General features: G+C 58.2%; 17 protein-coding genes. 8 read left to right on the top strand and 9 right to left on the bottom strand.

Translation table 11 applies throughout. The features are described 5' to 3' along the window. Positions 1-205: 205 nt before the first annotated feature. Complete coding sequence (locus tag ACHZCX_RS15900; protein WP_319588177.1) at positions 206-439, bottom strand: hypothetical protein; 234 nt, start codon at positions 437-439, stop codon at positions 206-208. A 69-nt stretch (positions 440-508) separates the two neighbouring features. Between ACHZCX_RS15900 and ACHZCX_RS15905 the strand changes: the two genes are divergently transcribed. From ACHZCX_RS15905 to ACHZCX_RS15940, 8 genes are all read left to right on the top strand, one after another. After that, positions 509-925 carry a hypothetical protein gene (locus tag ACHZCX_RS15905; RefSeq protein WP_319588178.1) on the top strand — a complete coding sequence of 139 codons (417 nt, stop codon included), beginning with the start codon at positions 509-511 and terminating at the stop codon, positions 923-925. A gap of 34 nt (positions 926-959) precedes the next feature. Further along, a complete protein-coding gene (locus ACHZCX_RS15910) occupies positions 960-2,477 on the top strand; it encodes a chemotaxis protein CheW (protein WP_319588179.1) in 1,518 nt (505 codons plus the stop codon). Positions 2,478-2,507: 30 nt separating this feature from the next. Then, a complete protein-coding gene (locus tag ACHZCX_RS15915) occupies positions 2,508-5,990 on the top strand; it encodes a PAS domain-containing protein (protein ID WP_319588180.1) in 3,483 nt (1,160 codons plus the stop codon). A 60-nt stretch (positions 5,991-6,050) separates the two neighbouring features. Further along, positions 6,051-6,614 carry a GNAT family N-acetyltransferase gene (locus ACHZCX_RS15920; RefSeq protein WP_319588181.1) on the top strand — a complete coding sequence of 188 codons (564 nt, stop codon included), beginning with the start codon at positions 6,051-6,053 and terminating at the stop codon, positions 6,612-6,614. Then, positions 6,607-7,638, top strand: coding sequence for a histone deacetylase (locus ACHZCX_RS15925; RefSeq protein ID WP_319588182.1), 1,032 nt, complete (start codon positions 6,607-6,609; stop codon positions 7,636-7,638). The genes ACHZCX_RS15920 and ACHZCX_RS15925 overlap by 8 nt, the downstream gene beginning before the upstream one ends. Before the next feature lie 29 nt (positions 7,639-7,667). Further along, a complete protein-coding gene (locus ACHZCX_RS15930) occupies positions 7,668-8,102 on the top strand; it encodes a YkgJ family cysteine cluster protein (protein WP_319588183.1) in 435 nt (144 codons plus the stop codon). A gap of 189 nt (positions 8,103-8,291) precedes the next feature. Continuing rightward, the gene (gene ercA, locus ACHZCX_RS15935; RefSeq protein WP_319588184.1) at positions 8,292-9,443 is read left to right on the top strand and encodes an alcohol dehydrogenase-like regulatory protein ErcA; all 1,152 of its coding nucleotides are present in this window, start codon (positions 8,292-8,294) and stop codon (positions 9,441-9,443) included. Between the two features lie 3 nt (positions 9,444-9,446). After that, entirely contained in the window at positions 9,447-11,066 is a 1,620-nt protein-coding gene (locus tag ACHZCX_RS15940) for an ATP-binding protein (protein ID WP_319588185.1), read from the top strand. A 132-nt stretch (positions 11,067-11,198) separates the two neighbouring features. On the opposite strand, the gene ACHZCX_RS15945 is transcribed toward ACHZCX_RS15940, so the two are convergent. From ACHZCX_RS15945 to ACHZCX_RS15980, 8 genes are all read right to left on the bottom strand, one after another. After that, on the bottom strand, positions 11,199-13,496 hold the full coding sequence (locus ACHZCX_RS15945) for a hypothetical protein (RefSeq protein ID WP_319588186.1): 2,298 nt from the start codon (positions 13,494-13,496) through the stop codon (positions 11,199-11,201). A 10-nt stretch (positions 13,497-13,506) separates the two neighbouring features. Beyond that, on the bottom strand, positions 13,507-14,247 hold the full coding sequence (locus tag ACHZCX_RS15950) for a protein-L-isoaspartate(D-aspartate) O-methyltransferase (RefSeq protein WP_319588187.1): 741 nt from the start codon (positions 14,245-14,247) through the stop codon (positions 13,507-13,509). A 210-nt stretch (positions 14,248-14,457) separates the two neighbouring features. Continuing rightward, the gene (locus ACHZCX_RS15955) at positions 14,458-15,219 is read right to left on the bottom strand and encodes an alpha/beta hydrolase (RefSeq protein ID WP_394708801.1); all 762 of its coding nucleotides are present in this window, start codon (positions 15,217-15,219) and stop codon (positions 14,458-14,460) included. A 54-nt stretch (positions 15,220-15,273) separates the two neighbouring features. Then, entirely contained in the window at positions 15,274-15,825 is a 552-nt protein-coding gene (locus ACHZCX_RS15960; RefSeq protein ID WP_319588189.1) for a hypothetical protein, read from the bottom strand. A gap of 116 nt (positions 15,826-15,941) precedes the next feature. Beyond that, complete coding sequence (locus ACHZCX_RS15965) at positions 15,942-16,217, bottom strand: hypothetical protein (RefSeq protein ID WP_319588190.1); 276 nt, start codon at positions 16,215-16,217, stop codon at positions 15,942-15,944. Positions 16,218-16,331: 114 nt separating this feature from the next. Next, the gene (locus ACHZCX_RS15970) at positions 16,332-17,189 is read right to left on the bottom strand and encodes a neutral zinc metallopeptidase (protein WP_319588191.1); all 858 of its coding nucleotides are present in this window, start codon (positions 17,187-17,189) and stop codon (positions 16,332-16,334) included. 136 nt (positions 17,190-17,325) lie between these two features. Beyond that, positions 17,326-20,547, bottom strand: a complete 3,222-nt coding sequence (locus ACHZCX_RS15975) for an efflux RND transporter permease subunit (protein WP_319588192.1) — start codon at positions 20,545-20,547, stop codon at positions 17,326-17,328. Continuing rightward, on the bottom strand, positions 20,544-21,578 hold the full coding sequence (locus ACHZCX_RS15980; protein WP_319588193.1) for an efflux RND transporter periplasmic adaptor subunit: 1,035 nt from the start codon (positions 21,576-21,578) through the stop codon (positions 20,544-20,546). Before ACHZCX_RS15980 ends, ACHZCX_RS15975 begins: the two co-directional genes overlap by 4 nt.

The raw sequence follows: 21,578 nt of genomic DNA on the forward strand, positions 1-21,578 counted from the left end.
GGGTTCTCCGTTCCCATGGTTGGGGGCTTGCAAGCAGCCAATCCTTGCGGCCAGGTGCCGATCGCCTTCCCCGCCATGTTGTTGTCCAAAAAAAGAATGCTGCCTTCCATCTAAACGATCAACCTGCCCCTCCGGCTGAGGGGAGAGGCGCTCGCCTTGCCGAGTATCTCACCCCCTTAGGCGGGCACGATGTCCACACCTCGATCTAGCCCACTTCACATCCTTCCCCGCAGGTCTCCACAGCTTTTTTCTCTCCTCTGCTGATCCCGGAGAACTCAACCCAGATTTGCCTTTTGTTGTTCACTTTTCTCAACATCATCCCCTTTTGTTGACAGTTATTGATGGGGTTGCAGCCGTGTGCAGCTTCCTGACTCGAATCCTCAATGCCCGGCCTGCCAAGGCTTTCCGTCTTCTTTGCTCTCCTTGAGGAGACAGGCATAGTCTTTGCTGATTTGCTGGAAACGGTAACCTTTTGCGGCCGACGCTATGAAAGAGAACGGGGTCTGATATGAATGTACTGTTATTTGCCGCAAAAAATACGGAGAGTGGCGAGAGGTTAAAACGTTCCATTGAGACACTTGCGTCTCTGGGATCCCTGACTGATTGCTGGAATATCTCCGATCTGATCCACCATTTGCAGACTCCTGATCCGCTCCCGGAAGCCGTTGTCCTGCAAGCGGCCAGCAAGCATGAGCTCAAGGCCTTGGAATCCTTTCGGTTTCGCTTGGAACAGGTGTTTTTTGTCCTGGTGCTGCCTGATGCCGATCCGGAAACCGTGGCCCGAGGTCACCAGTTGCGGCCACGGTTTATAGTGTATCAGGACAGTGATTTCAGTGAAGTGGGAGCGGTGCTTGAACGGCTTGAGGCTCGACACCGGAACAAAACCATCCAATTTTCCTCTTTTGGGACTGAGAGCGGTCAATGAAAGTAGACACACGTAACAGACGGAAAGGAGATCTATGAACCGGGAACAGCTTTTTGCCTCTTTCATCCTTGATCGTCGAACCGGAATTGAGATTGCCCTGCCGGCAGAGCAGGTGATCGAGGCCATGTCCCTCAACGCACCTATTCAGCCCCTCCCCACCGGTGTTTTCTTTCTCGAAGGCGTCATGCATCTGCGCGATGACGTCATCCCGGTGATCAATCTGAAAAAACGGCTGGCCTTGGCGGAAACCGACTACAGCACAGACGCCAAGGTGGCAGTGATTCAGTTCAATGCCAAGCGCTACGGTCTCTTGTTCGACGATATCCGTGATGTCTTACGCGTCTCACCCCAGTCGATCGAGCATCTCGATCCGTTTCTCCTGTCAGCGGAAACGGTGATCGTCGATTTGATCAAACTGGAGCAGGGGCGGCGTACGTTGGAGTTGCTCGACCTGCGACGGCTGTTCCCCGATGGCGCGGCTGAGATTGAAAGCGGACTTGATCGGAGAGAACCGGCGCCGGCAATACAGCGCACCTATCTGCAATTTGTCATTTTTTCCTGCCGGGAGCAAGTCTACGGTATCCCGGTCGGCGACGCCAAGGAAATCTGCTTTTTTAACGATATAGATCAGACCTTCAAGAGCGGCAAGGTCGAAGGAGCCCTGCAACTGCGCGGCCAGACGATCCCTGTGCTCTGCAGCGCCACGCTGCTCGGCTGCTCCGAGGAGACACTCAAGCCGACCGAAGATACCAGGATTCTGGTGATGCAGTCCGGCTTGTTGTCTTTTGGCCTGATTGTCGACCGGATTTATCAGATCCTGGTGGTGGCCGACGACGAGATCATGCCTATACCTGGCCGTCACCTGCCGCACCTTCAGGGGGTGTGTCGTTGCTCGAAATACAACAATATCATGCTGCTCGATGTGCCGGAGCTTGTCAGCTCTCAGTCGGACAAAATCAGCGCCATGACCCGGTTGCGCAAAAAGAGCGACGAGACTATCGAGGAAACCTCCTCAACCAGGCATCTCATCACCGAGCACTGCTACCTGGTGTTCGCCATCGGCAAGCACTATGCGATTGAACTCAGGGATGTGCAGGAGATTATCGATTGCGGCGGCGATTTCATGCGGATCGCCAGCGGCGGTGGTCTGGTCCAGGGGATCATCAACCTGCGCGGCCGGATCGTGCCGGTCTTAAGTCTGCGCAGCTTTTACAGTTGTCCTGATCAGAACGTGGTCAGCAGGGAACCCGGCCGGGACGACAAACTGATTATCGGCAAGGCCAACGGCAACCTGGTCGCCCTTTTGGTCGATGAAATCGTCACTATCTACAAGCAGGAGCGATTTCACACCACTCCCTCACTGCGGCCCGAGCTGCAGTCAAAAAAAGACACGCTTGACCGGTTGATCGAGTTTGTCAACGGCAATGGATTGAAGGAACATGTGCTGGTTGTCAATGTCGCCAATGTTCTGCGCAATCATCTCCTGATACCGGACCAGGAGACAGCAGGGCCGGAGGAGGCCGCAGTGGAAGAACCAACCTTGGTTGGTTGATCGTAACTCCAGGTGCAACAAAGAAATTTCATGGATATTGAACAGGATAAATCAACGGAGGGAACAATGGCAACGGGGGAAAAAATGATGGCCGGCTTGGATGTATCAGTTCTTGAACTCTTGGATGAACCTGGTTTTGTGGTCGACCAGAAACGGACCATTACCTGGGCAAACCCGGCTTTTTTTGAAGCCTTTGGACTGGAAGCGGCGCAGGTGATCGGTAAGATGACCTGTGAGGAGACCTGTAACCTGCACCTCTGCGGCACCAAGGATTGCCCGGTGGAAAAGGCCGGGCGAGTGCATAAACCGGTGTCGGCCGAAGCCATTCAGAATAACGGCGCCGGTCTGCGCTACTATCGTTCCCTGGCCCGGCCGATGAACAGCGGCAGCGGTCAGACCCTGGTCACCATGACCGATATCAGTGAAAAGAAGCAGCTGGAGGCCCGGTTACATCAGATGGAAACCGATCTCAATGTCATCCCTACCCCAATATTGGAGATCGACGATAAATTTACCATTACCTTCATGAACCCGGCGGGCGCGGCAGTGGCGGGCCTGACTCCGGATGAGGCGGTGGGCAGGAAGTGTTATGACCTGTTCAAGACGCCGCATTGCAAGACCGAGAAATGTGCCTGCGCCCGAGCCATGAAGACTGATTCCGTGGTCACTGAACACACTATTGCCCGTCCGCGCGACGGGGTGATTGTTCCGATCAAGTACACCGGCGCGCCGATTAAGGACGCCAAGGGCAATATTGTCGGTGCGGTCGAATATGTGCTCGATGTGACTGACGAGGCGAAACAGCAGCAGATGGCCGAGGAGAAGGTTGAGAATCTCAATACCATTCCGACGCCAATCATGGCCATCGACACCGATTTCACCGTCACCTTTATGAACCCGGCCGGTGCCTCGATTGCCGGCCTGACGCCGGACGAAGTGGTAGGGAGAAAATGTTTTGATCTCTTTAAAACACCCCATTGCAAAACCGAGAAATGCGCCTGCTTCCGGGCGATGAAGACCGATTCGGTGGTGACCGAACAGACGATCGCCCGGCCCAAGGAGGGGGTGATTATCCCGATCAAGTACACCGGTGCACCGATCAAGGACGCCAAGGGCAACATCAAGGGCGCGCTGGAATATGTGCTCGATGTCACCGAAGAGACCCAGCAGCAGCAGATGGCCAACGAGAAGATCGAGAACCTCAACACCATCCCCACCCCGATCATGTCGATCGACACCGAATTCACCATCACCTTCATGAACCCGGCTGGGGCGTCCATTGCCGGGCTCACGCCGGACGAGGCCGTGGGCAAGAAGTGTTATGACTTGTTCAAAACCCCGCACTGCAAGACCGAGAAATGCGCCTGCGCCCGGGCGATGAAAACCGATTCCGTGGTCACCGAGCAGACCATCGCCCGACCGAAGGAGGGGGTGATTATCCCGATCAAGTACACCGGCGCGCCGATCAAAGACGCCAAGGGCAATATCAAGGGGGCGCTGGAATATGTGCTCGATGTCACCGAAGAAGCGCAGCAGCAGCAGATGGCTAACGAGAAGATCGAGAATCTCAATGCTATCCCCACGCCAATCATGGCCATCGACACCGATTTTACCATTACCTTCATGAATCCGGCTGGCGCGGCCATTGCGGGCCTGACCCCGGACGAGGTGATGGGTAAGAAATGCTATGACCTGTTCAAAACACCGCATTGCCGCACCGAGAAATGTGCCTGTGGTCAAGCGATGAAGCGGGATGCGATCGTAACCGAGGAGACCATTGCCCGGCCGCGGGAAGGGATGATCGTGCCGATCAAGTACACCGGCGCGCCGATCAAGGATGCCAAGGGCAACATTAAGGGGGCGCTAGAGTTCATTCTCGACATTACCGAGGAGGCCCGGCAGCGGCACGACGCCAACACCAAGATCGAAAACCTCAACGCCATTCCAACGCCGATCATGGCCATCGACACCGATTTCGCCATTAGCTACATTAACCCCGCTGGTGCCCAGGTTGTTGGTTTGAGCCCGGACAGCGTTATTGGCCGCAAATGCTATGATCTGTTCAAAACCCCGCACTGCCAGACGGAAAAATGCGCCTGCAACCGGGCGATGAAAACCGATACCGTGGTGACCGAGGAGACGATTGCCCGGCCGCGCGACGGCGTGATCATGCCGATCAAGTACACCGGCGCGCCGATCAAGGATGCCAAGGGCAACATCACCGGCGCCCTCGAGTTCGTCCTCGATATCACCGACGAGGCAAGGCAGAGGCAGGAGGCCAACGAGAAGATTGAAAACCTCAATGTTATTCCGACGCCGATCTTCTCCATCGACACCGATTTTGTCATTACCTACATCAATCCGGCCGGGGCTCGTGCCCTGGGGGCAAGCGTTGATGAAGTGATCGGCAAGAAGTGCTTCAGCCTGTTTAATACCACCCACTGCAATACCGAGCACTGCGCCTGCGGCCAGGCGATGAAGACCGACAGCGTGGTTTCGGCCAAAACCGTAGCCCGGGTCAACGGTCGCGAAATCCCGTTGAAGTACACAGGGGCGCCGATCAAGGACGCCAAGGGCAATATCAAGGGCGCGCTTGAATTTGCTCTGGATGTGAGTGCCGAGGCCGAGGTCGAGCAGCTGGTGAGCATGGCCAGTCAGGATGTGGCCGAGCTGGTGGCCGAGTCCCAGCGGCAGATGGAGCATGTGCGCGGCAATATGCACCTGATGAGCCAGTCGCTTGATCAGGAGGTTGTCCGCCTGGATGAGTCGGAGACCACCATTCACCAGATGCTCGAGTCCTCGACCGAGATGCTGAGCGTGAGCGAGAAGGTCAATGCCCTGGCCGGCACTATGTCGCGGGAGGCGGAAAACGGCCAGAAGGCTGGGGCAGAGGCCGGCGATAAGATGCAGCAGATCAATCGTTCCATGCAGCAGAATAACGAGAAGGTGGCCACCCTGGTCACCCAGGTGGAAAAAATCGGCGGGTTTGTCGACATTATCAAGGAAATTGCCTCGCAGACCAATCTGTTGGCCTTCAATGCCGCCATTGAGGCGGCCAGGGCCGGAGATGCGGGCCGGGGCTTTGCGGTGGTCGCCGACGAGGTGCGCAAACTGGCGGAGAACAGTTCACGCTCGGCGGTGGATATCTCCAACATCGTCAAGATGGTGGAAAACGACAGCCGCCAGACCATCAGCGCCATGCAAGACGGCATGCGCATGCTCGACGACGGTTCCAAGGTGATCAACACCGCCCTCTCCGCCATGGAACAGATTTCCAGTGGCATCATGACCATCTCGACCTCGGTTGACGATGTCAGCGGCCGCGCCGCCACCTTGGCTGATCAGGGGCACAAGGTGATGGAGCAGATCCAGACGGTGGTTAAATCCGCGGGCGACAATCAGAAAACCACGGAAACCGTGCAGGTTTCGGTCGGCGATACGGTCAAAGCCCTGGACCGGTTGATGACCTCCAGCAGTTCGCTGCAGACCGCAGTCAACAATATGTGTCAATAGGCAGGCAACGAACGGGAGGGGCAGCACCTCTCCCGTTCCCTTGCGGGAGGTTCGGCGGACATGACCATTTTCGGTGACAGGATATTTACCATACGCTTGCAGCTTCGGCGCATCGAGGTCGGCGATCTGCCCCTTCTTGCCACTTGGAGCAGTAATCCCACGGCCTATGGCGACTATCTGACCCCGGAAAACCACTCCGCCGATCATCTTCGGCTGCAGGTGCAGGCCGGCATTCTCTGGAATGAGCGGCAAAAGACCTTCCTGATCGAATTGCGCGATGGGACTCCCATTGGCACCATCCATTACTGGATTCGTTCCGAGGATCCAGGCACTGTGGTGATTGCGGTTAAGATTGCCCTCCCGGAGGAGCGATGCAAGGGCTATGGGACTGAGATCCAGAAGTATCTCATCCTTTTTCTCTTCAATCGGCTCGATATCCGGCAGGTGGAGATGTATACGGACGTCAACAACATTGCCCAGCAGCGTTGCCTGCAGAAACTCGGCTTTGAACTTACCCAGTCCCTGCCGTATGCCGATCAGCAGGTCCAGCGGATCGGCTATCTCTATCGCCTGTGCCGAAAACGATTCTCCCGCGAACCCATCTACCGGCATCACTATGCATAAACAGCCAGGGATCCTGTTCGACCGCAGGTACTACGAGCACGGCATACCTCAGCTCTCCCTGGAAAATTCCGGGCGAGTGCGCAACCTTTACAGCACCCTGGAAGGGCCGGAATACACCCGCCAGCTGCGGACCTATCGGCCACGGGAAGCCTCTGCTGCGGACATCGAGAGTGTGCATTCCTCCTTCTACCTGGAACAACTGCGCGAACATGTTAATCTCAATGATCCCTATTCCTATGACCGCGATACCTATCTGATGGAGCAGAGCCTCTATACGGCGGCCCTGGCTGCCGGAGGTTGCCTTAATCTGGCCGACCGGATTATGGGCGGGGAGATCGATTACGGCTTTGCTCTTGTCCGGCCGCCGGGGCATCATGCCGAACCGGGCCGAGGCATGGGCTTTTGCCTGTTCAACAATGTGGCGATCACCGCCGAGTACCTCCGCCGGGTGCATGGGCTGCAGCGGATTTTGATTTTAGATTTCGATGTCCATCACGGCAATGGCACCCAAGCGGTCTTCTACGAGACGGCACAGGTTTTTTTTATTTCGATCCACCAGGATAAGCTGTTCCCCTTCACTGGCCAGGCGCATGAAACCGGGAGCGGCAAAGGACAAGGTTACACGATCAACCTGCCTGTGCATTCGCAGTTCGGCGATGCGGAATACACCTTTCTTCTGGGGAAGGTGCTGAACGGGGTGGTGGAACAATATCTGCCGCAGATCATTCTCGTTTCCGCAGGCTTTGACGGGCATTGCGAGGATTCTATCAGCAGGGTTCTGTTGACCACACATTGGTATGCGACCATCACTGAGCTGCTCAAGCATCTGGCGCACGAGGCCTGCGACGACCGGTTGCTGTTCGTGCTCGAGGGCGGCTACAATCCGGTTTCGCTGGAGGCATCGGTTTTGGCGACGGTGGAAAGCATGCTGCATCCGGTGGGGCGAAGGCCGGGAGTCGCCTATTCCGAACGGGCGGCGCGAATCCTCACCAATCATCCGTTGCACGGTTTCTGGACGGTCTGAACCAAAGGGAAGGGGGCGGTTACCTTGTCATGACGAAAAATATAGCGATTGATCAAGCAGCCCTGCGCACCATCTTTGCCGAATGCCGGCAATGCGGCACTTGCTGTAAATCGTACCGCAAGATTACCCTGCAGCCCGATGAGGTCGATTTTATTGGCAAGATGGGCGGGCATGTCGGGGTCAATGTCAGTATCGCGCAACTACGCGACAAATCGATGGAACAACTGGTGGGCGAGGCCTCGGCAACGGGGAAGGTGTTTATGATTCACCCGGACGACAAGGGGTGCATTTTTTTACAGAAGATAAACGGCAAGCATGCCTGCAAAATTTATCACCATCGGCCGCGCGCCTGCCGTGGATTCCGGTGCAATTTGGCCGATTCAAGTTTTCTTGATCTGTTTGGTGCGGACAGTATCCATCTGCTGGGACAGGACCGGTTTGGTTTACCGTTGGTAAAAAAATGAGCTGTTGTATCGATCCGTTAAGCTGGATGTTAATGAAGAGGCCGTACTATCGTTGTTCTTTTGAGACGTCACCGGGAGTTTGTTTGACGGTTGCTAGATTTTGGCATAGGATACAAAGAAGAGAAAGGTTCACTGTTTCTGTTGTTGATGGCGGGCATGAACCCAGCCCGCCGGGGAGAGTTGAACGCCATGCGGAACATACGAAAATTTGTCGCCCCTGAGATCGTTTTCGGAGAGGGCACCACTGAACTGCTTGGACGTTACGCCGCCAATTTTGGCGCCAACCGAGTGCTTGTAGTCACCGACTCTGGAATGGTGAAGGTCGGGCTTGCGAATAGGGCGGTGGATATTCTCCGGTCAGCGGGTGTGGAGGCGATTGTCTACGACCGGGTCAGCCCCAATCCTCGCGACCACGAGGTGATGGCGGGTGCGGCGCTCTATCATCAGGCCACCTGCGATGTCATTGTCGCTCTGGGGGGCGGCAGCCCGATGGATTGCGCCAAAGGCATCAGTGTTGTCTCGGTCAACGGCGCCAATATTCTCGATTTTGAAGGGGTCGACAAGGTCGGGGCTCCCGGTCCACCCCTCATCTGCATTCCCACCACCGCCGGTTCTTCCGCCGATGTTTCCCAGTTTGCCATCATCAACAACGTGGATGATCGGGTCAAAGTCGCCATTATCAGCAAAACCGTTGTCCCGGATGTGGCCCTGATCGATCCGGCCACCACCCTGACCATGGATAGATACCTAACGCTCTGTACCGGTGTCGATGCCTTGGTCCATGCCGTCGAGGCCTATGTCAGCTCGGCCAGTTCCGACCTCACCGATCTGCATGCCCTAGAGGCTATTCGTTTGCTCCATCGCTACCTGCCGGAGGTGTTGGATCGGCTTGATGATCTCTGGCTGCGGGGCCGGATCATGCTGGCCAGTCTAGAGGCCGGTTTGGCTTTTTCCAATGCCAGCCTCGGAGCAGTGCATGCCATGGCGCATAGCCTGGGCGGTTTGCTCGATCTGCCGCATGGCGAATGCAACGCTTTACTGCTCGATCATGTTGTGGCCTTCAACTACAGTGCCGCCCCGGAGCGGTATGACCGGATCGGCGAGATTTTCGGGGTGTGCCTGACCGATTTGACGGAGCAGGAAAAACGGAGAGCCATCATCGATTCGCTGCGAACTTTCAAAGAGCACCTGGGGCTCCAGTCCGGCCTGGCCAAGCGTGGTGTGCGTCGTGAGGATGTTGGTGTGCTTGCCCGTAAAGCCATCGCTGACCCGTGTATGGCAACCAATCCGCGACGGGCGCAACTCGCCGATATTGAGGCGATCTACATGGAGGCCTACTGAGCAATGACCAGGAACGGTGATGGCGGGGATCAGTGGGATCGTCTCAAAGACAGCATTGTCGGACTCGGCGAGCGATCCATCCGGAAAAGTCACTACCCGGAACTGAAGAATAAAATCAGGGATCTTGATCAGCAGCGCTCCTTTTTCCAGTCGACCCTCTTCAGTATCCCGGACGGGGTAGTTGTCATGGATCCTGCCGGCATGATTATACAGGCGAATCCGGCCCTGTGCCGGATGTTCGGCTACAACGCCGAGGAGTTGGCGGGCAACAATCCCTCCATCCTGTACGAGGTGCATTCCGAGGTTTTTCATCACGATGAGTTCCCGGCTATTTGCTGTCGCCGTTTTGTCCGTCAGGACGGCACCCCTTTTCTTGGTGAAACCCTGGCCAGTGAGATTCGCGATGAACAGGGGGGGCTTCTGGGCACTCTTGAGGTAATCCGCGACCTGACCGAGCGGCTTTCAGCCCTCCGGCAACAGCGACAGTTGGAGGATCAACTGCGGCAAGCGCAGAAAATGGCCGCCATCGGTACCTTGGCCGGCGGCATTGCCCACGACTTCAATAATCTCCTCGCTGCTATTCTTGGGTACGCCGAGCTGGCGCAGCTCAAGCTGGATCCGGGTGCTCCCCTGCACCGGGAGATCGGGCAAATCCTCAAGGCCGGCGGCAAGGCCGCAGAGCTGATCAATCAGATTCTGGCCTTCAGTCGTAAGGAAACAGCCAAGCGTATCCTGCTTCAGCCGGTTCCTCTGCTCAAAGAAGTGATCAAATTACTCCGCGGCACCATCCCGGCCACCATCACCATCCGTGAACGGATTGCCGCTGCAGACCGGGCGATTCTAGCCAACCCCACCCAGCTGCACCAGGTGGTGATGAACCTTTGCACCAACGCCTTTCATGCCATGGAAGAGCAGGGCGGAGAGATGGTGTTGAGCCTTGATGTGGTTGGCAGAAAAATGGGGGCAAGCGAGACGGAGCAGGAGTGTATCCGGATCAGTATCGCCGACAACGGTTCCGGCATCGACCCCGTCACCCTGGATCGCATCTTTGAGCCGTATTTCACCACCAAACCCAGCGGCAAAGGGACGGGGATGGGGTTGGCGGTGGTGCACGGCATTGTCGACAAGCATGAGGGCCAAATTGAGGTGGAGAGTACGCTCGGACAGGGAACCACCTTTCATGTGTATTTTCCGGTGGTTTACGGTGTTGAAACGCCCCAACCGCACAAGGAGTCGCTGTCGTTGGCCGGTGGCAATGAATCGATTATGGTGGTCGACGACGAGCAGATGGTCGCCGATTATCTCAAAGCCTTTCTCGAGCGACTCGGGTATCGGATCACGGTCTGCAACGACGGCAGCAGCGCCCTTGCGGCGTTTGGGCGCAATCCCGGGGAGTTTGATCTAGTGATCACCGATCAGACCATGCCAGGGCAGACCGGTTTTGAGGTGGCCCGGGCTATGCTTTCCCTCCGGCCCGAGCTGCCGATTATCCTCTGTTCGGGCTACAGTTCAGCTCTCTCACCCGAGCGGGTCACCGCGGCCGGCATCCGCGAATTCATGATGAAGCCGGTGTCGCTGCACGATCTGGCGCCGATTATCCGTGCGGTTTTGCATACTCCCTGATTCTTTCCCTGAAAGAGCAAGGCACGAGCAGGCGATACATCTGTGTCCGCTCGATTTATGTATGAATTCCATTCTGTCATTTTCCTTGTCTCTTTCTCTGTCCCGTCTCTTTCTGTATCTTGATCCATATCTTTATCGTCGTGCCGCCAGGGCGCCGAGAGCGGCAAGCAGATAAGCAGCGGCGGAGGCAAGGGCGAGGCTGGAGAAGCCCATTTGGAAGGCGAGCAGGCCGGCGGCAGGGGCGGTGATCACAGCGAAGGCACTGTCGATGCCGCAGGCCCAGGGAATCTGTCCCGGTGGGTGGGCCGATAGCAGGCGTATACCTAGAGGGAAGGGCATGCCAAGGGGGATGGCGCACAACACCAGCAGCGCTATCCCCCCGCCAAAGCGCACGGCGGCGGACGCAGCGAGCAGGTGTTCGACCGCCAGGGCCGACATCGGCAGCAGAATGGCCTGCATGATGGCGATGCCGAGCACCAATACGGTGAGCACACCCGGCCGGGCGGGCAGCAGGCGGCTGATAGAACTGCCCAACCCCATACCGCAGAGCAGCGCCATGATTACCAGGGCGGCGCTGGTCACCGGACTGCCCCAAAGCAGGGTCAGCCGCTGGATGAGCGCCACCTCAAAACACATAAAGCCCGCCCCGATCCCGGCGAAAAACAGCAGGGTGAATGGCGCACGCGACAGTGATGCGTGCAGCGGCAGCAAGGGGGCGAAAACCAGAAACAGCACGGCTGCAGTCAGTACTATCAGCAGGGCCTGGAGAAACAGCAGGCCGCGTTCGCTGACGCTGAGAAAATCCAAGTCGGAACTGCGTTCGCCCAGCCGCAAAAACTGATTGAAAAAAGGTCGGTCGTCGACGGGTGCGCGGATGTCGAAGCGGTAGTTCCGGATCAGTTCTTCGGGATGCGGGCTGAGGAGGAGCGCGATCATCCGATCAAGCGGTTCGCCGGCGAATCCGTGGCGGCGCTCGACATCTCCCGGCGGCCAAAGAACATCATAACCTTTTTCCGCGGCAAATGAGGTGATACGGGCAAGGGCTTCGGCTCTGATCGGTTCGCGGCCGGCGAGAATTGACAGCGAGCTCCATCCGCGGACTATGGCCATATGGTCGCCGGGCCGTTCAATCCCTTCGGCGCGCAGGGCGCAGGCCACGAGATCTACCAGGCGCGGGGCGTGGCGCAGAGGCTCATCCAACCAGACATTGAAGGCGAGTTTGCCATCCGGGGCCAGTCGTGACCAAGCAGAGCGGAGGGCTTCAACCGTGAAGAGTGTATCTTCGCCCAAGGTCTGCAAGCCGGCGGGGCCCCCGAATAGGCCGCGCTCGGGAAAGATGATCAGATCCTGCGGCGGAAGGACCTGCCGCGCCAGGAACAGGCGAGGGTCAGCGTGGTACAGGGTCGTTGCTCCCGCTTTCAGCAGGGGACGAACGAGTTCGGCGATTCGGGGATGCGGTTCAATGGCGGTGACTTGCGCGCTCAGCGTGGCGGCGACATTGAGAAGAGGTGTGCCGCCGGGAGACAGGCAGAGCACCGTACCGACAGGTCCGGCGGCAAAGGGCAGGGCGCGGGGTGTTTCCGCAAGGATCAGCGCCGCAGGATCGGCGGGATGGAGCAGGTTGCCGGCGTCCTCTCCATCGATGAACAGATGGGGCGGTGCTGGGACAGGGCCGGTGTAGTGCAGGCTGAGATCGGGCGCATATCGCTGGGCGGGAGAGCGGACGATGTCCACCCGTCCCAATGGATGTGGTAAAGGGCCTTCGTGGTGGACTTCAGGCAGTTGGAGCGCATAGCTCAGTGCCTTGTAAGGGGATCGCGGCAGCGGGGGTGAGAAGGCGACGGCCGGTACCACCCCCAGAACAGTCAGGAAAAACAGCGTCCTTCGGGGATGAGCTGGCAGCACCGCCAGCAGAGGGATGAATGCCAGCCACGGCATGATCTGTTCAGGCAGGGCAAGACGCAGCAGGACAAGCGAAGCCCCGGCCCCGGCAGCGGAACCCAGCAGATTTGCAGCATAGAGACGCCCTATTGTTTCCGCGCGCACGGAGAAAGCGACGGCTAAAGCGGTGGCTCCGAGGAAAAACGGCAAGAAGATCACCCCACCAAGAGCGGCCAGGCGCAACCATTGACCGCGGTCCATATGGAGCAGGTCTACCTCCAGGACCGCAAGCAGGGGACACGCCATCAGAGGGAGCAGGGCGGTTGCCAGGGCGCAGAGCAGCAGGCAGGGCGCATAGAGCTTTTCCAGGTTGCTGCCGGGTTTTTGCCACAGGGTCAGCACCGAACCGCCGGCGCCAAAGCCGAGCAGGGCGATGGAGATGATCACATAGGCCAGGTGGTGTCCCTGGGCATAGCCCAGCGCTTGTATCCAGATGATCTGCAGCGCCAGCAGCAGGAAGGAAAGTAGGGCAATGGAAAAGGCGGTCATGGCGGAGCCGTCACTCGCCCGAGCGTTCGCCGACACCGGTAAAGGGAACGAACCGCACCGGCAGCATGTTGCGGGTGGTGATCCGGTCGCCCTGCTTTTCCACCAGGACCAGTTGTTGCGTCCGGAAGCGCGAGCCAACGGGAATAACCATCCGACCGCCGTCCTTGAGCTGGGCGATGAGCGGCGGCGGGATGTGCGGTGCGGCTGCCGTCACCACGATGGCATCAAACGGCGCATGCTCTTCCCAGCCGAAATAGCCGTCGGCGTGTTTCACCGTAACATTGTTATATCCGGCCCGTTGCAGACGTTGGCTTGCCCATGCGGCGAGAGGTTCAACAATTTCGATTGTGTAGACGTGCTCGGCGATTTCGGCCAGCACCGCAGCCTGATAACCGGAGCCGGAGCCGATCTCCAGCACCTTGGAATTCGGACGCGGCCGCGCCAGTTCCGTCATCAGCGCCACGATATACGGCTGGGATATGGTCTGACCGTGACCGATGGCTACCGGCCTGTCATCGTAGGCCTGCCGTTCCTGCCCTTCGGGGATAAACAGGTGCCGCTTGACGGTGCGCATAGCCGCCAGCACTGCGGGATCTCGGACATCCCGCGCGGCGATTTGCGTCCGCACCATCTCCAGGCGCGTGTTCTCGGTTGGATCAGAGTGTGCCGGAACTCCCGGCGCCAACAGAAAGCATGCCGCCATCACGGCGGGTATCCAATTGAAGCGGAAAGCATACAGGCTCCTTTTCATCAGACGCATTCCTCCATGAAATGAGGGGCGGTTGAGAAGGATCGGTCCGTTGTCGCGGAACTGTTGTTAGGATAGGAGTCAGGCAACGGCCTGCCGATCAGCCTCTTGTTTTCCCCTTTTTTTGCTAGTATTGATCCTGGCCTTGCGCATTTTTCAGTGCCTGGCTGCGTGGTCATGAGTGAGGGGGGGGCAGCTCTTTGGTTACCCGATTCATTGGATCCCCTGCATCAGCGCAATGTAGGCCGGACTCTCGGAAATTGTGTTGTGGCCCGTGCCGCCGACAACCTTCAGGGCCGCCACTCCGCCCGAAAAACGGGTGCAGAGGGCCTCGGTGCTGGCGCGCGGAATGACCTCGTCATGTTCGGCCGCGATGACAAGCGTGGGCGCGGTGACCTTGGGCGCGTATTTTCCTGACTCGAACTTGTCCAGCAGCAACCAGTGTACCGGAAGGTACGGAAACTGGCGAGTGGCCAGCCCTTGGATGCTGTCGTAGGGCGTGACGAGGACAAGGCGTGCAACCGGCCGCTGGCTGGCCAAGTACACTGCGACACCGCTACCCAAGCTCCGGCCGATAACCACGATCTTTGAGTGCTCATTCTTGGCCTTGTCGAACAGAGCAAGAGCGTCAGCAAAGAGCGCGGTCTCGGAGGGTTTGCCCGAGCTTCCGCCATACCCCCGGTAGTGGGGCAAGTAGAGGGCGTGATCGGGGAAGGCCTGTGCAAGGCTGGGCAGGCTGGAGGAAACATCCTCTGCATTGCCCCCAAAGTAGAGGAGAGCGTCCGGACCGCTGTGGGGGCGCGTAGTAATCACCACTTCGGCACCATCGACCGGCAATGTGATTATGGTGCCCCCGCCAAACGCTCGTGGTTGCGGAAAGTAGATCAGGGAACGCTGGAACGCGAAAACCCAGGCGCACAGCCCAAGATAGGCGAGCGAGGCAATGGCTGCAAGGGTGAGCACGGTACGCGACATTGGGCAAGCGCCAACGCTCAGCGAGCCGAGTTGCCGACGCGCTGGAGCGCCTGGCTAAGCGTTCGGCTGGTTTGATCTGTCATGGGTCTTCCTTGTGCCAAAGTATTCAACCATCCCCAACAGCATGAACGCCCTTGTCAGTAACGAGAAAAAAAGGCCATAGGCGATGAGCAGGGGAATTTCAGCCAAGAGTTTTCTGGGGTCGCCACTTCCCCATCCCCAGGGGATCCAAGCATATTCACGATAGGCTTGATGGAGAACAAGGTAGGCGAGGAGGGACAAAAGGCCTGTCCCGAAAGAGAGCCAAGCCTTCTGGAGCATGGCGCGCCTTTTCCTGGTGTCTTGAAATTGACTGCGGCCAGCAAAAGTGACGAGAACAACGAACAGAGTACTGACTGTCGTCACCGTGCTTATCAAGTTTGGGGCAAGCTGGTCAAAGACGCCATCATTGGTCCCATAGGGACCCAAGGGGATAACATGAAGAAGGATGTTGGAAAGAGGGAAAAAAACGGAAATTCCTGCAAGGATGCCCCAAAGGTTCTGTAAGAAGGTCAGAAAGTCGGTGAGTTCTTCAAAGTAGCCCTTCTTGGATTCAGGAGGGTTCATTGTTTTTCCGTCCTCGCTTTTGCAATGTGATGACCCAGGTCTGATGTTTGAAATAACAGGTCTTTTAGCCAACTCTGCTTCTCATGAATGCTGGATTTTTTTGGATAGGTCGCGAGTTATTTTGGCACGCACCGAAACTGAAGTGAGGCACTTGCAGGCCGGGCAAAGCCTGAATCAGTCATTTCCAGGTTCACCGTTTCAAGAGCTTTGTTTTGATTTGCACAGAATGCATTTGCTTCCTCATAAAGATCAGCCTTTGCGCCATTAGCCGGACCAAAGCCAACCTGTGCGCTTCGTTTTGAGACCATATAGGAATCTTTGTCCATTGGAACAATGCCAGTGCTTGAGCATGCTGAAAGCAGAAAAATAATTCCAACATAATATGGCTTCATAATTTCCTCAGTATATGATTATTCGGCATTTGATACGCCTTTCGGGTTCATAGGGGCGGCTACCATCCCCTCCAGCGTTGTGTACTGATCATTGAAAAAGGTGAACACGTATGTTCAGAGGGAATTGGCGTTGAAGGTGTCGCAGCTGGCGACTTTTCCCGTCTGGTAGCCCTGCTGAAACCACCGCACGCGCTGAGCCGAGGTTCCGTGGGTGAACGAATCCGGGGTTGCGTAGCCTCGGTGACGCTGCTGCAACCGGTCGTCGCCGATCTGGCTGGCGGCATTGAGGGCTTCCTTAATATCGCCGGGTTCCACCACCTGCCGTACCCTGTCCGCATTGTGGGCCCAAATACCGGCAAAACAATCCGCCTGCAATTCCAACTTGACCGACAGCCTGTTGTATTCGCTTTCGGAAACCTGCCGCCGTAAGGCCTGCATCTTGCTGCTGATTCCCAGCAGATTCTGCACGTGATGACCCACCTCGTGGGCAATGACATACGCCTGGGCAAAATCACCGGGGGCGTTCATCTGTTGCTTGAGATCACGGTAGAAGGAAAGATCGATGTACACTTTGCCGTCTCCGGGGCAGTAGAAAGGCCCCATGGCGGCCTGGGCAAATCCGCAGGCCGAATCGACCGCGCCACTGAACAGCACCAAGGTCGGTTCGGTATAGGATTTGCCGGCGGCGCGAAAAAGCTGATTCCAGGTATCTTCGGTGTCGGCAAGCACCACGGAGACAAAATCAGCCAATTGCCGCTCTTCCTCGGTTTGACGGGGCAAATTGGAGGGCCCGGACTGAACAACTTGGGCATTTTGGCCCAGGTTGAGAATAATGGAGGGATCGATGCCGAAATACATGCCAATCAAGGCCAGTATGACAATGCCAATGCCGCCGCCCTTGGCTTTTCCGGAAAGGCGGCTCCCCCGCTGATCTTCCACATTCGTGGACCGACGACCATCTCGCCACAGCATGCCTGTTCCTCAGTTGAAAGGGATCTGTTTGCTGTCCTGCTGATTCTATCTATTCGCTTCAATCCGAGGAAAATACACTTGTTTCCGCCGTCGGAGGTTGCGAGGAGAATATCAACTCATCTGAGTTGGTGGAATATTATCGAACTCTTCTTGCCTTTACCATGTAATAGAGCACCGGTACCGCCATCCGGCTGATCAGAAGCGAGGCAATCTCCCCAAACATTAGTGAAATGGCCAAGCCCTGGAAGATGGGATCGGCCAGGATCACCGAGGCCCCAACCACCACCGCGAGTGCGGTCAGCAGCATGGGCCGGAAACGGATGGCACCGGCCTCGACCACTGCCTCGGCCAGTGGCAGGCCGTGGCTGATCCGCAGCTCGATGAAATCAACCAGAATAATCGAATTGCGGACCACGATCCCGGCCCCGGCCATGAAGCCGATCATCGAGGTGGCGGTGAAAAAGGCGTTCAACCCCCAGTGGGCCGGCAGGATGCCGATCAGCGAGAAGGGGATGGCTGCCATCACCACCAGCGGCGTGATGTAGTCCTTGAACCAGCCGACCATCAGCATGTAGATCAGCACCATGACCACGCAGAAGGCCAGACCCAGGTCACGGAAGACTTCCAGGGTGATGTGCCATTCGCCGTCCCACTTCATCGACGGCTGACTTTCAGTGAAGGGCTGGCTGAGGTTGTAGACGGTCACCGGGCCAGTCTGGCCGCCGAAATGGGCGGCATCGAGTTCCTTGAGCCGCTGGTTCATCTGCAGGATCGGGTAGACCGGGCTTTCGGCCGCACCGGCGACGTCGCCGGTGACATAGATCACCGGTTTGAGGTTCTTGCGGTAAATCGGCTGATCCACCGGCTGCTCGCTGACCCGCACCAGTTCGCGCAGCGGCACCAGCGGTGCCTGCGGGTTGTTCTCCGGCCGCAGCGATATATTGAGCAGGTTGTCGACCCGGGCCCGTTGCGACTGCGGCAGTTGGAGGATGAGTTCGATCTCCTCTTTGTCGCGGGGCTGGTGGAAGAGGTCGATCGATTTGCCGGACAATCCCATCTCCATGGCGCGGGCAATCTCGCCCTCGGACAACCCGTTGAGGGCGGCCTTTTCCTTGTCCACGGTCAGGACCAACTTGTTGCGCTCCTGTTCCCGGTACCAGTCGATATCCACCACCCCGTCGGTGGTGGTAAAAATCTTTTTCACCTCAGTGGCCAGTTGCACTCGGCTGGCCTCATCCGGGCCGTAGATCTCGGCCACCAAGGTCTGCAGCACCGGCGGTCCGGGCGGCACTTCGGCCACGGCCACGGCGGCCCCGTATCGCTCCGCGATCCTGGCAATGGCCGGCCGCACCCGCTTAGCAATGTCATGGCTCTGGCTGTCGCGGTCCTTTTTACCCTTGAGATTGACCTGGACATCGGCCACGGTCGGCCCGGAGCGGAGGAAATAATGGCGCACCAGGCCGTTAAAATTGAAGGGCGAGGCCGTGCCGGCATAGATCTGGTAATTGACCACTTCAGGTTCCTTGCCCACCACCTCGGCCATTTCCAGGGCTACCCGGGCGGTTTGCTCCAGGGGTGAGCCTTCGGGCATGTCGAGGATAATCTGAAACTCCGATTTGTTGTCAAAGGGCAGCATCTTCATTTTGACCTTGCCGAAGATAACCAGAGAGCAGGAGACGAGCAGCAGGGCCACAATCAGGGCAAAGAATCCGAATCGCCAGCGGGCGTGGGCGAGGAGAGGGTCCATGATCCGGTGGTAGAGCCGGGTGGACCAGTCGTTGGGGGCATGGTCGGGATCATGCTCGTTGCCGTCGGCCGAAGCTTTGGGTTTGCGCAGGATGCGGATGGCGGCCCAGGGGGTGACGGTGAAGGCGATCAGCAGGGAGAAAATCATGGCTGCCGAGGCCCCAATGGGAATGGGCCGCATGTAGGGGCCCATCAGGCCGCCGACAAAGGCCATGGGCAGGATGGCGGCGATCACCGCCCAGGTGGCGAGAATGGTGGGATTGCCGACCTCGATCACCGCATTCACGGCAATGTCTTTGAGGGAGGCTCGCTGGTTGGCTGGCAGGCGCATGTGGCGGACAATGTTTTCGACCACGACAATGGCATCATCCACCAGGATGCCGATGGAGAAAATCAGGGCAAACAGGGTGATCCGATTGAGGGTGTAGCCATAAAGATAGAACAGCAGCAGGGTGAGTGAAAGGGTTGAGGGGATGGCCAAGAGGACAATGGTCGACTCGCGCCATCCCAGGAAAAAGAGGATCAGGAGGGCCACACCAAAGACCGCAATCACCATGTGCAGGAGCAGTTCATTGGACTTCTCGGCGGCGGTCTCCCCGTAATCGCGGGTGACGGTCACCACAACCTCGGGCGGGATGAGCGTACCCTTGAGGCTCTCCACCTTGTGCAGGACCGTCTCCACCACATGGACGGCGTTGGCGCCGGGCCGCTTGGCCACCGACAGGGTGACCGCTGCCTCGGGATTGGCGTTCTGGGTGCCGAAGAGGACATAGGATTTCGGCTCCTCCGGGCCGTCGATCACAGTGGCGACTTCGCTCAGATACACTGGCTTGCCGCCATGGACGCCGACCACGATCCGGCCGGCTTCCTCCGCCGAGGCAAGAAAAGTACCAGTCTGCACCAGCACCTCGTTGTTCTGCGCCCGCAGGGCACCGGAATGCGACTGGCGGTTGGCCTGTTGCAGACGCAGGGCCAGGTCCGCCGGGCTTAAGCTGCGGGCCGCCAGCAGCAGCGGATCGAACTGGACCCGCAACTGTCGTCGGGTACCGCCGATCAACTTGGTTTCGGCCACCTCGAAGATGGATTTGACGGCATCGTCGACCTCGGCGGCCAGACGGCGCAGGGTGGAGTGGTCAGAGGTCTTGGAGTGGAAGGTCAGGGCCAGGATCGGGACATCATCGATGGAGTGGGGCTTGATCAGCGGCAGGGAGACCCCATGCGGGATACGGTCAAAATTGGTCTGCAGTTTCTGGTTGAGACTGACGATCGCTTTTTCGAAATCCTCACCCACATAGAAACGGGCGACCAGCAGACACTGGCCGGGTGTGGAGGTAGAGTAGATGTACTCGATCCCCGGCAGTTCGTAGAGCAGCTTTTCCATGGGCACGGCCAGCCGCTGTTCCACCTCCTTGGCGGTGGCGCCGGGCATACTGACCATGACGTCGATCATCGGCACCTTGATCTGCGGCTCCTCTTCGCGGGGCAGCAGGGAGAGGGCCAGCAGGCCGAGCAGCAAGGAGGCGATCAGGCCCAGGGGGGTGAGTTTGGAGCCGATGAAGGCGGCGGTCAGTCGTCCGGCAAAGCCAGGATGGGTCGAGTTGTCGCCCTTCATGGTTGGGTCCGCAGGGGCTGGCCGTCCACCAGGAGGCGGTTGTTGGCGGTGACCACGGTTTCCCCAGCGCTCAAGCCGGTGAGGATTTCGGTCATGCCGTTGAGGCTCAAACCGGTCCGCACCAGGCGGAGGCGGGCGCGTTCGCCCTCAACCACGAAGACCCTGTCCATCTGTCCGCTCGGGACAAGGGCGCTACTCGGCACCATGAGGGCTTTTGAGCTTTTTCCGGGCAGGACAATCCGGGCAAACTGGCCGCTTCGCAGGTTGGGGTTGGCGGGCAGGTCAAGAACCACCGGGGCGGTGCGCGAGTTCGGATCAACCGTTGGGGCAATCTCCGAGACTGTCCCCTGGATGACCACGCCGGCCGCCTCCACCTTGACCGTGAGGACATCGCCGGTGCGGATGTGCAGAACCAGGCTTTCCGGGACTGCCGTGGTCACCTGCAGGGTGCGGTTGTTTTCAATCTGCAGCAGGATAGTCCCCGGCGTGGCGAGATCGCCGCTGTTGACGTTTTTGCGGGTGACTACGCCGTCAAAAGGCGCGGTGATCGTGGCGTAGCCCATCATGGTCTTGGCTTCGCGGTACCCCGCCTGGGCGATGTTGTATTGATCGGTCATTGATTTAACGGCTTCCGGGGTGGCCGCGCTTTTCGCCAGCAGATTCTGATCCCGCTCCAAGTTGCGTTTGGCCTGGGCCAATTGGGCTTCGGCCTGATTCAGCCGGGCGGCAATTTCTTCGGCGCTGATGGCTGCCAGCAGGTCGCCGGCCTTGACTGTGGAGCCAAGTACCACCGGCATCCGTGTGATTACTCCAGTGACCTTGGCGGCGATGGACGCCCGCTCGGCGGCCTGAAGGGTGCCAGCCACCTCGATCAGGACCGGAACTTCCTGTTCGCTCACCTTGGCCACGGTTACCGCAACCGGCGCTGCCGCCTCCTTGTTCCTGGTTTCCGTCAGAGCGGGAAAAGACGAAGCCGCCAATAGGATCAGGCAGAAGAGGGAGAGGGGCAATCTGTGGAGGGTGTGCGACAT

It is taken from the genome of uncultured Desulfobulbus sp., assembly GCF_963662935.2.
In the GTDB taxonomy this organism is placed as follows: Bacteria; Desulfobacterota; Desulfobulbia; order Desulfobulbales; family Desulfobulbaceae; genus Desulfobulbus.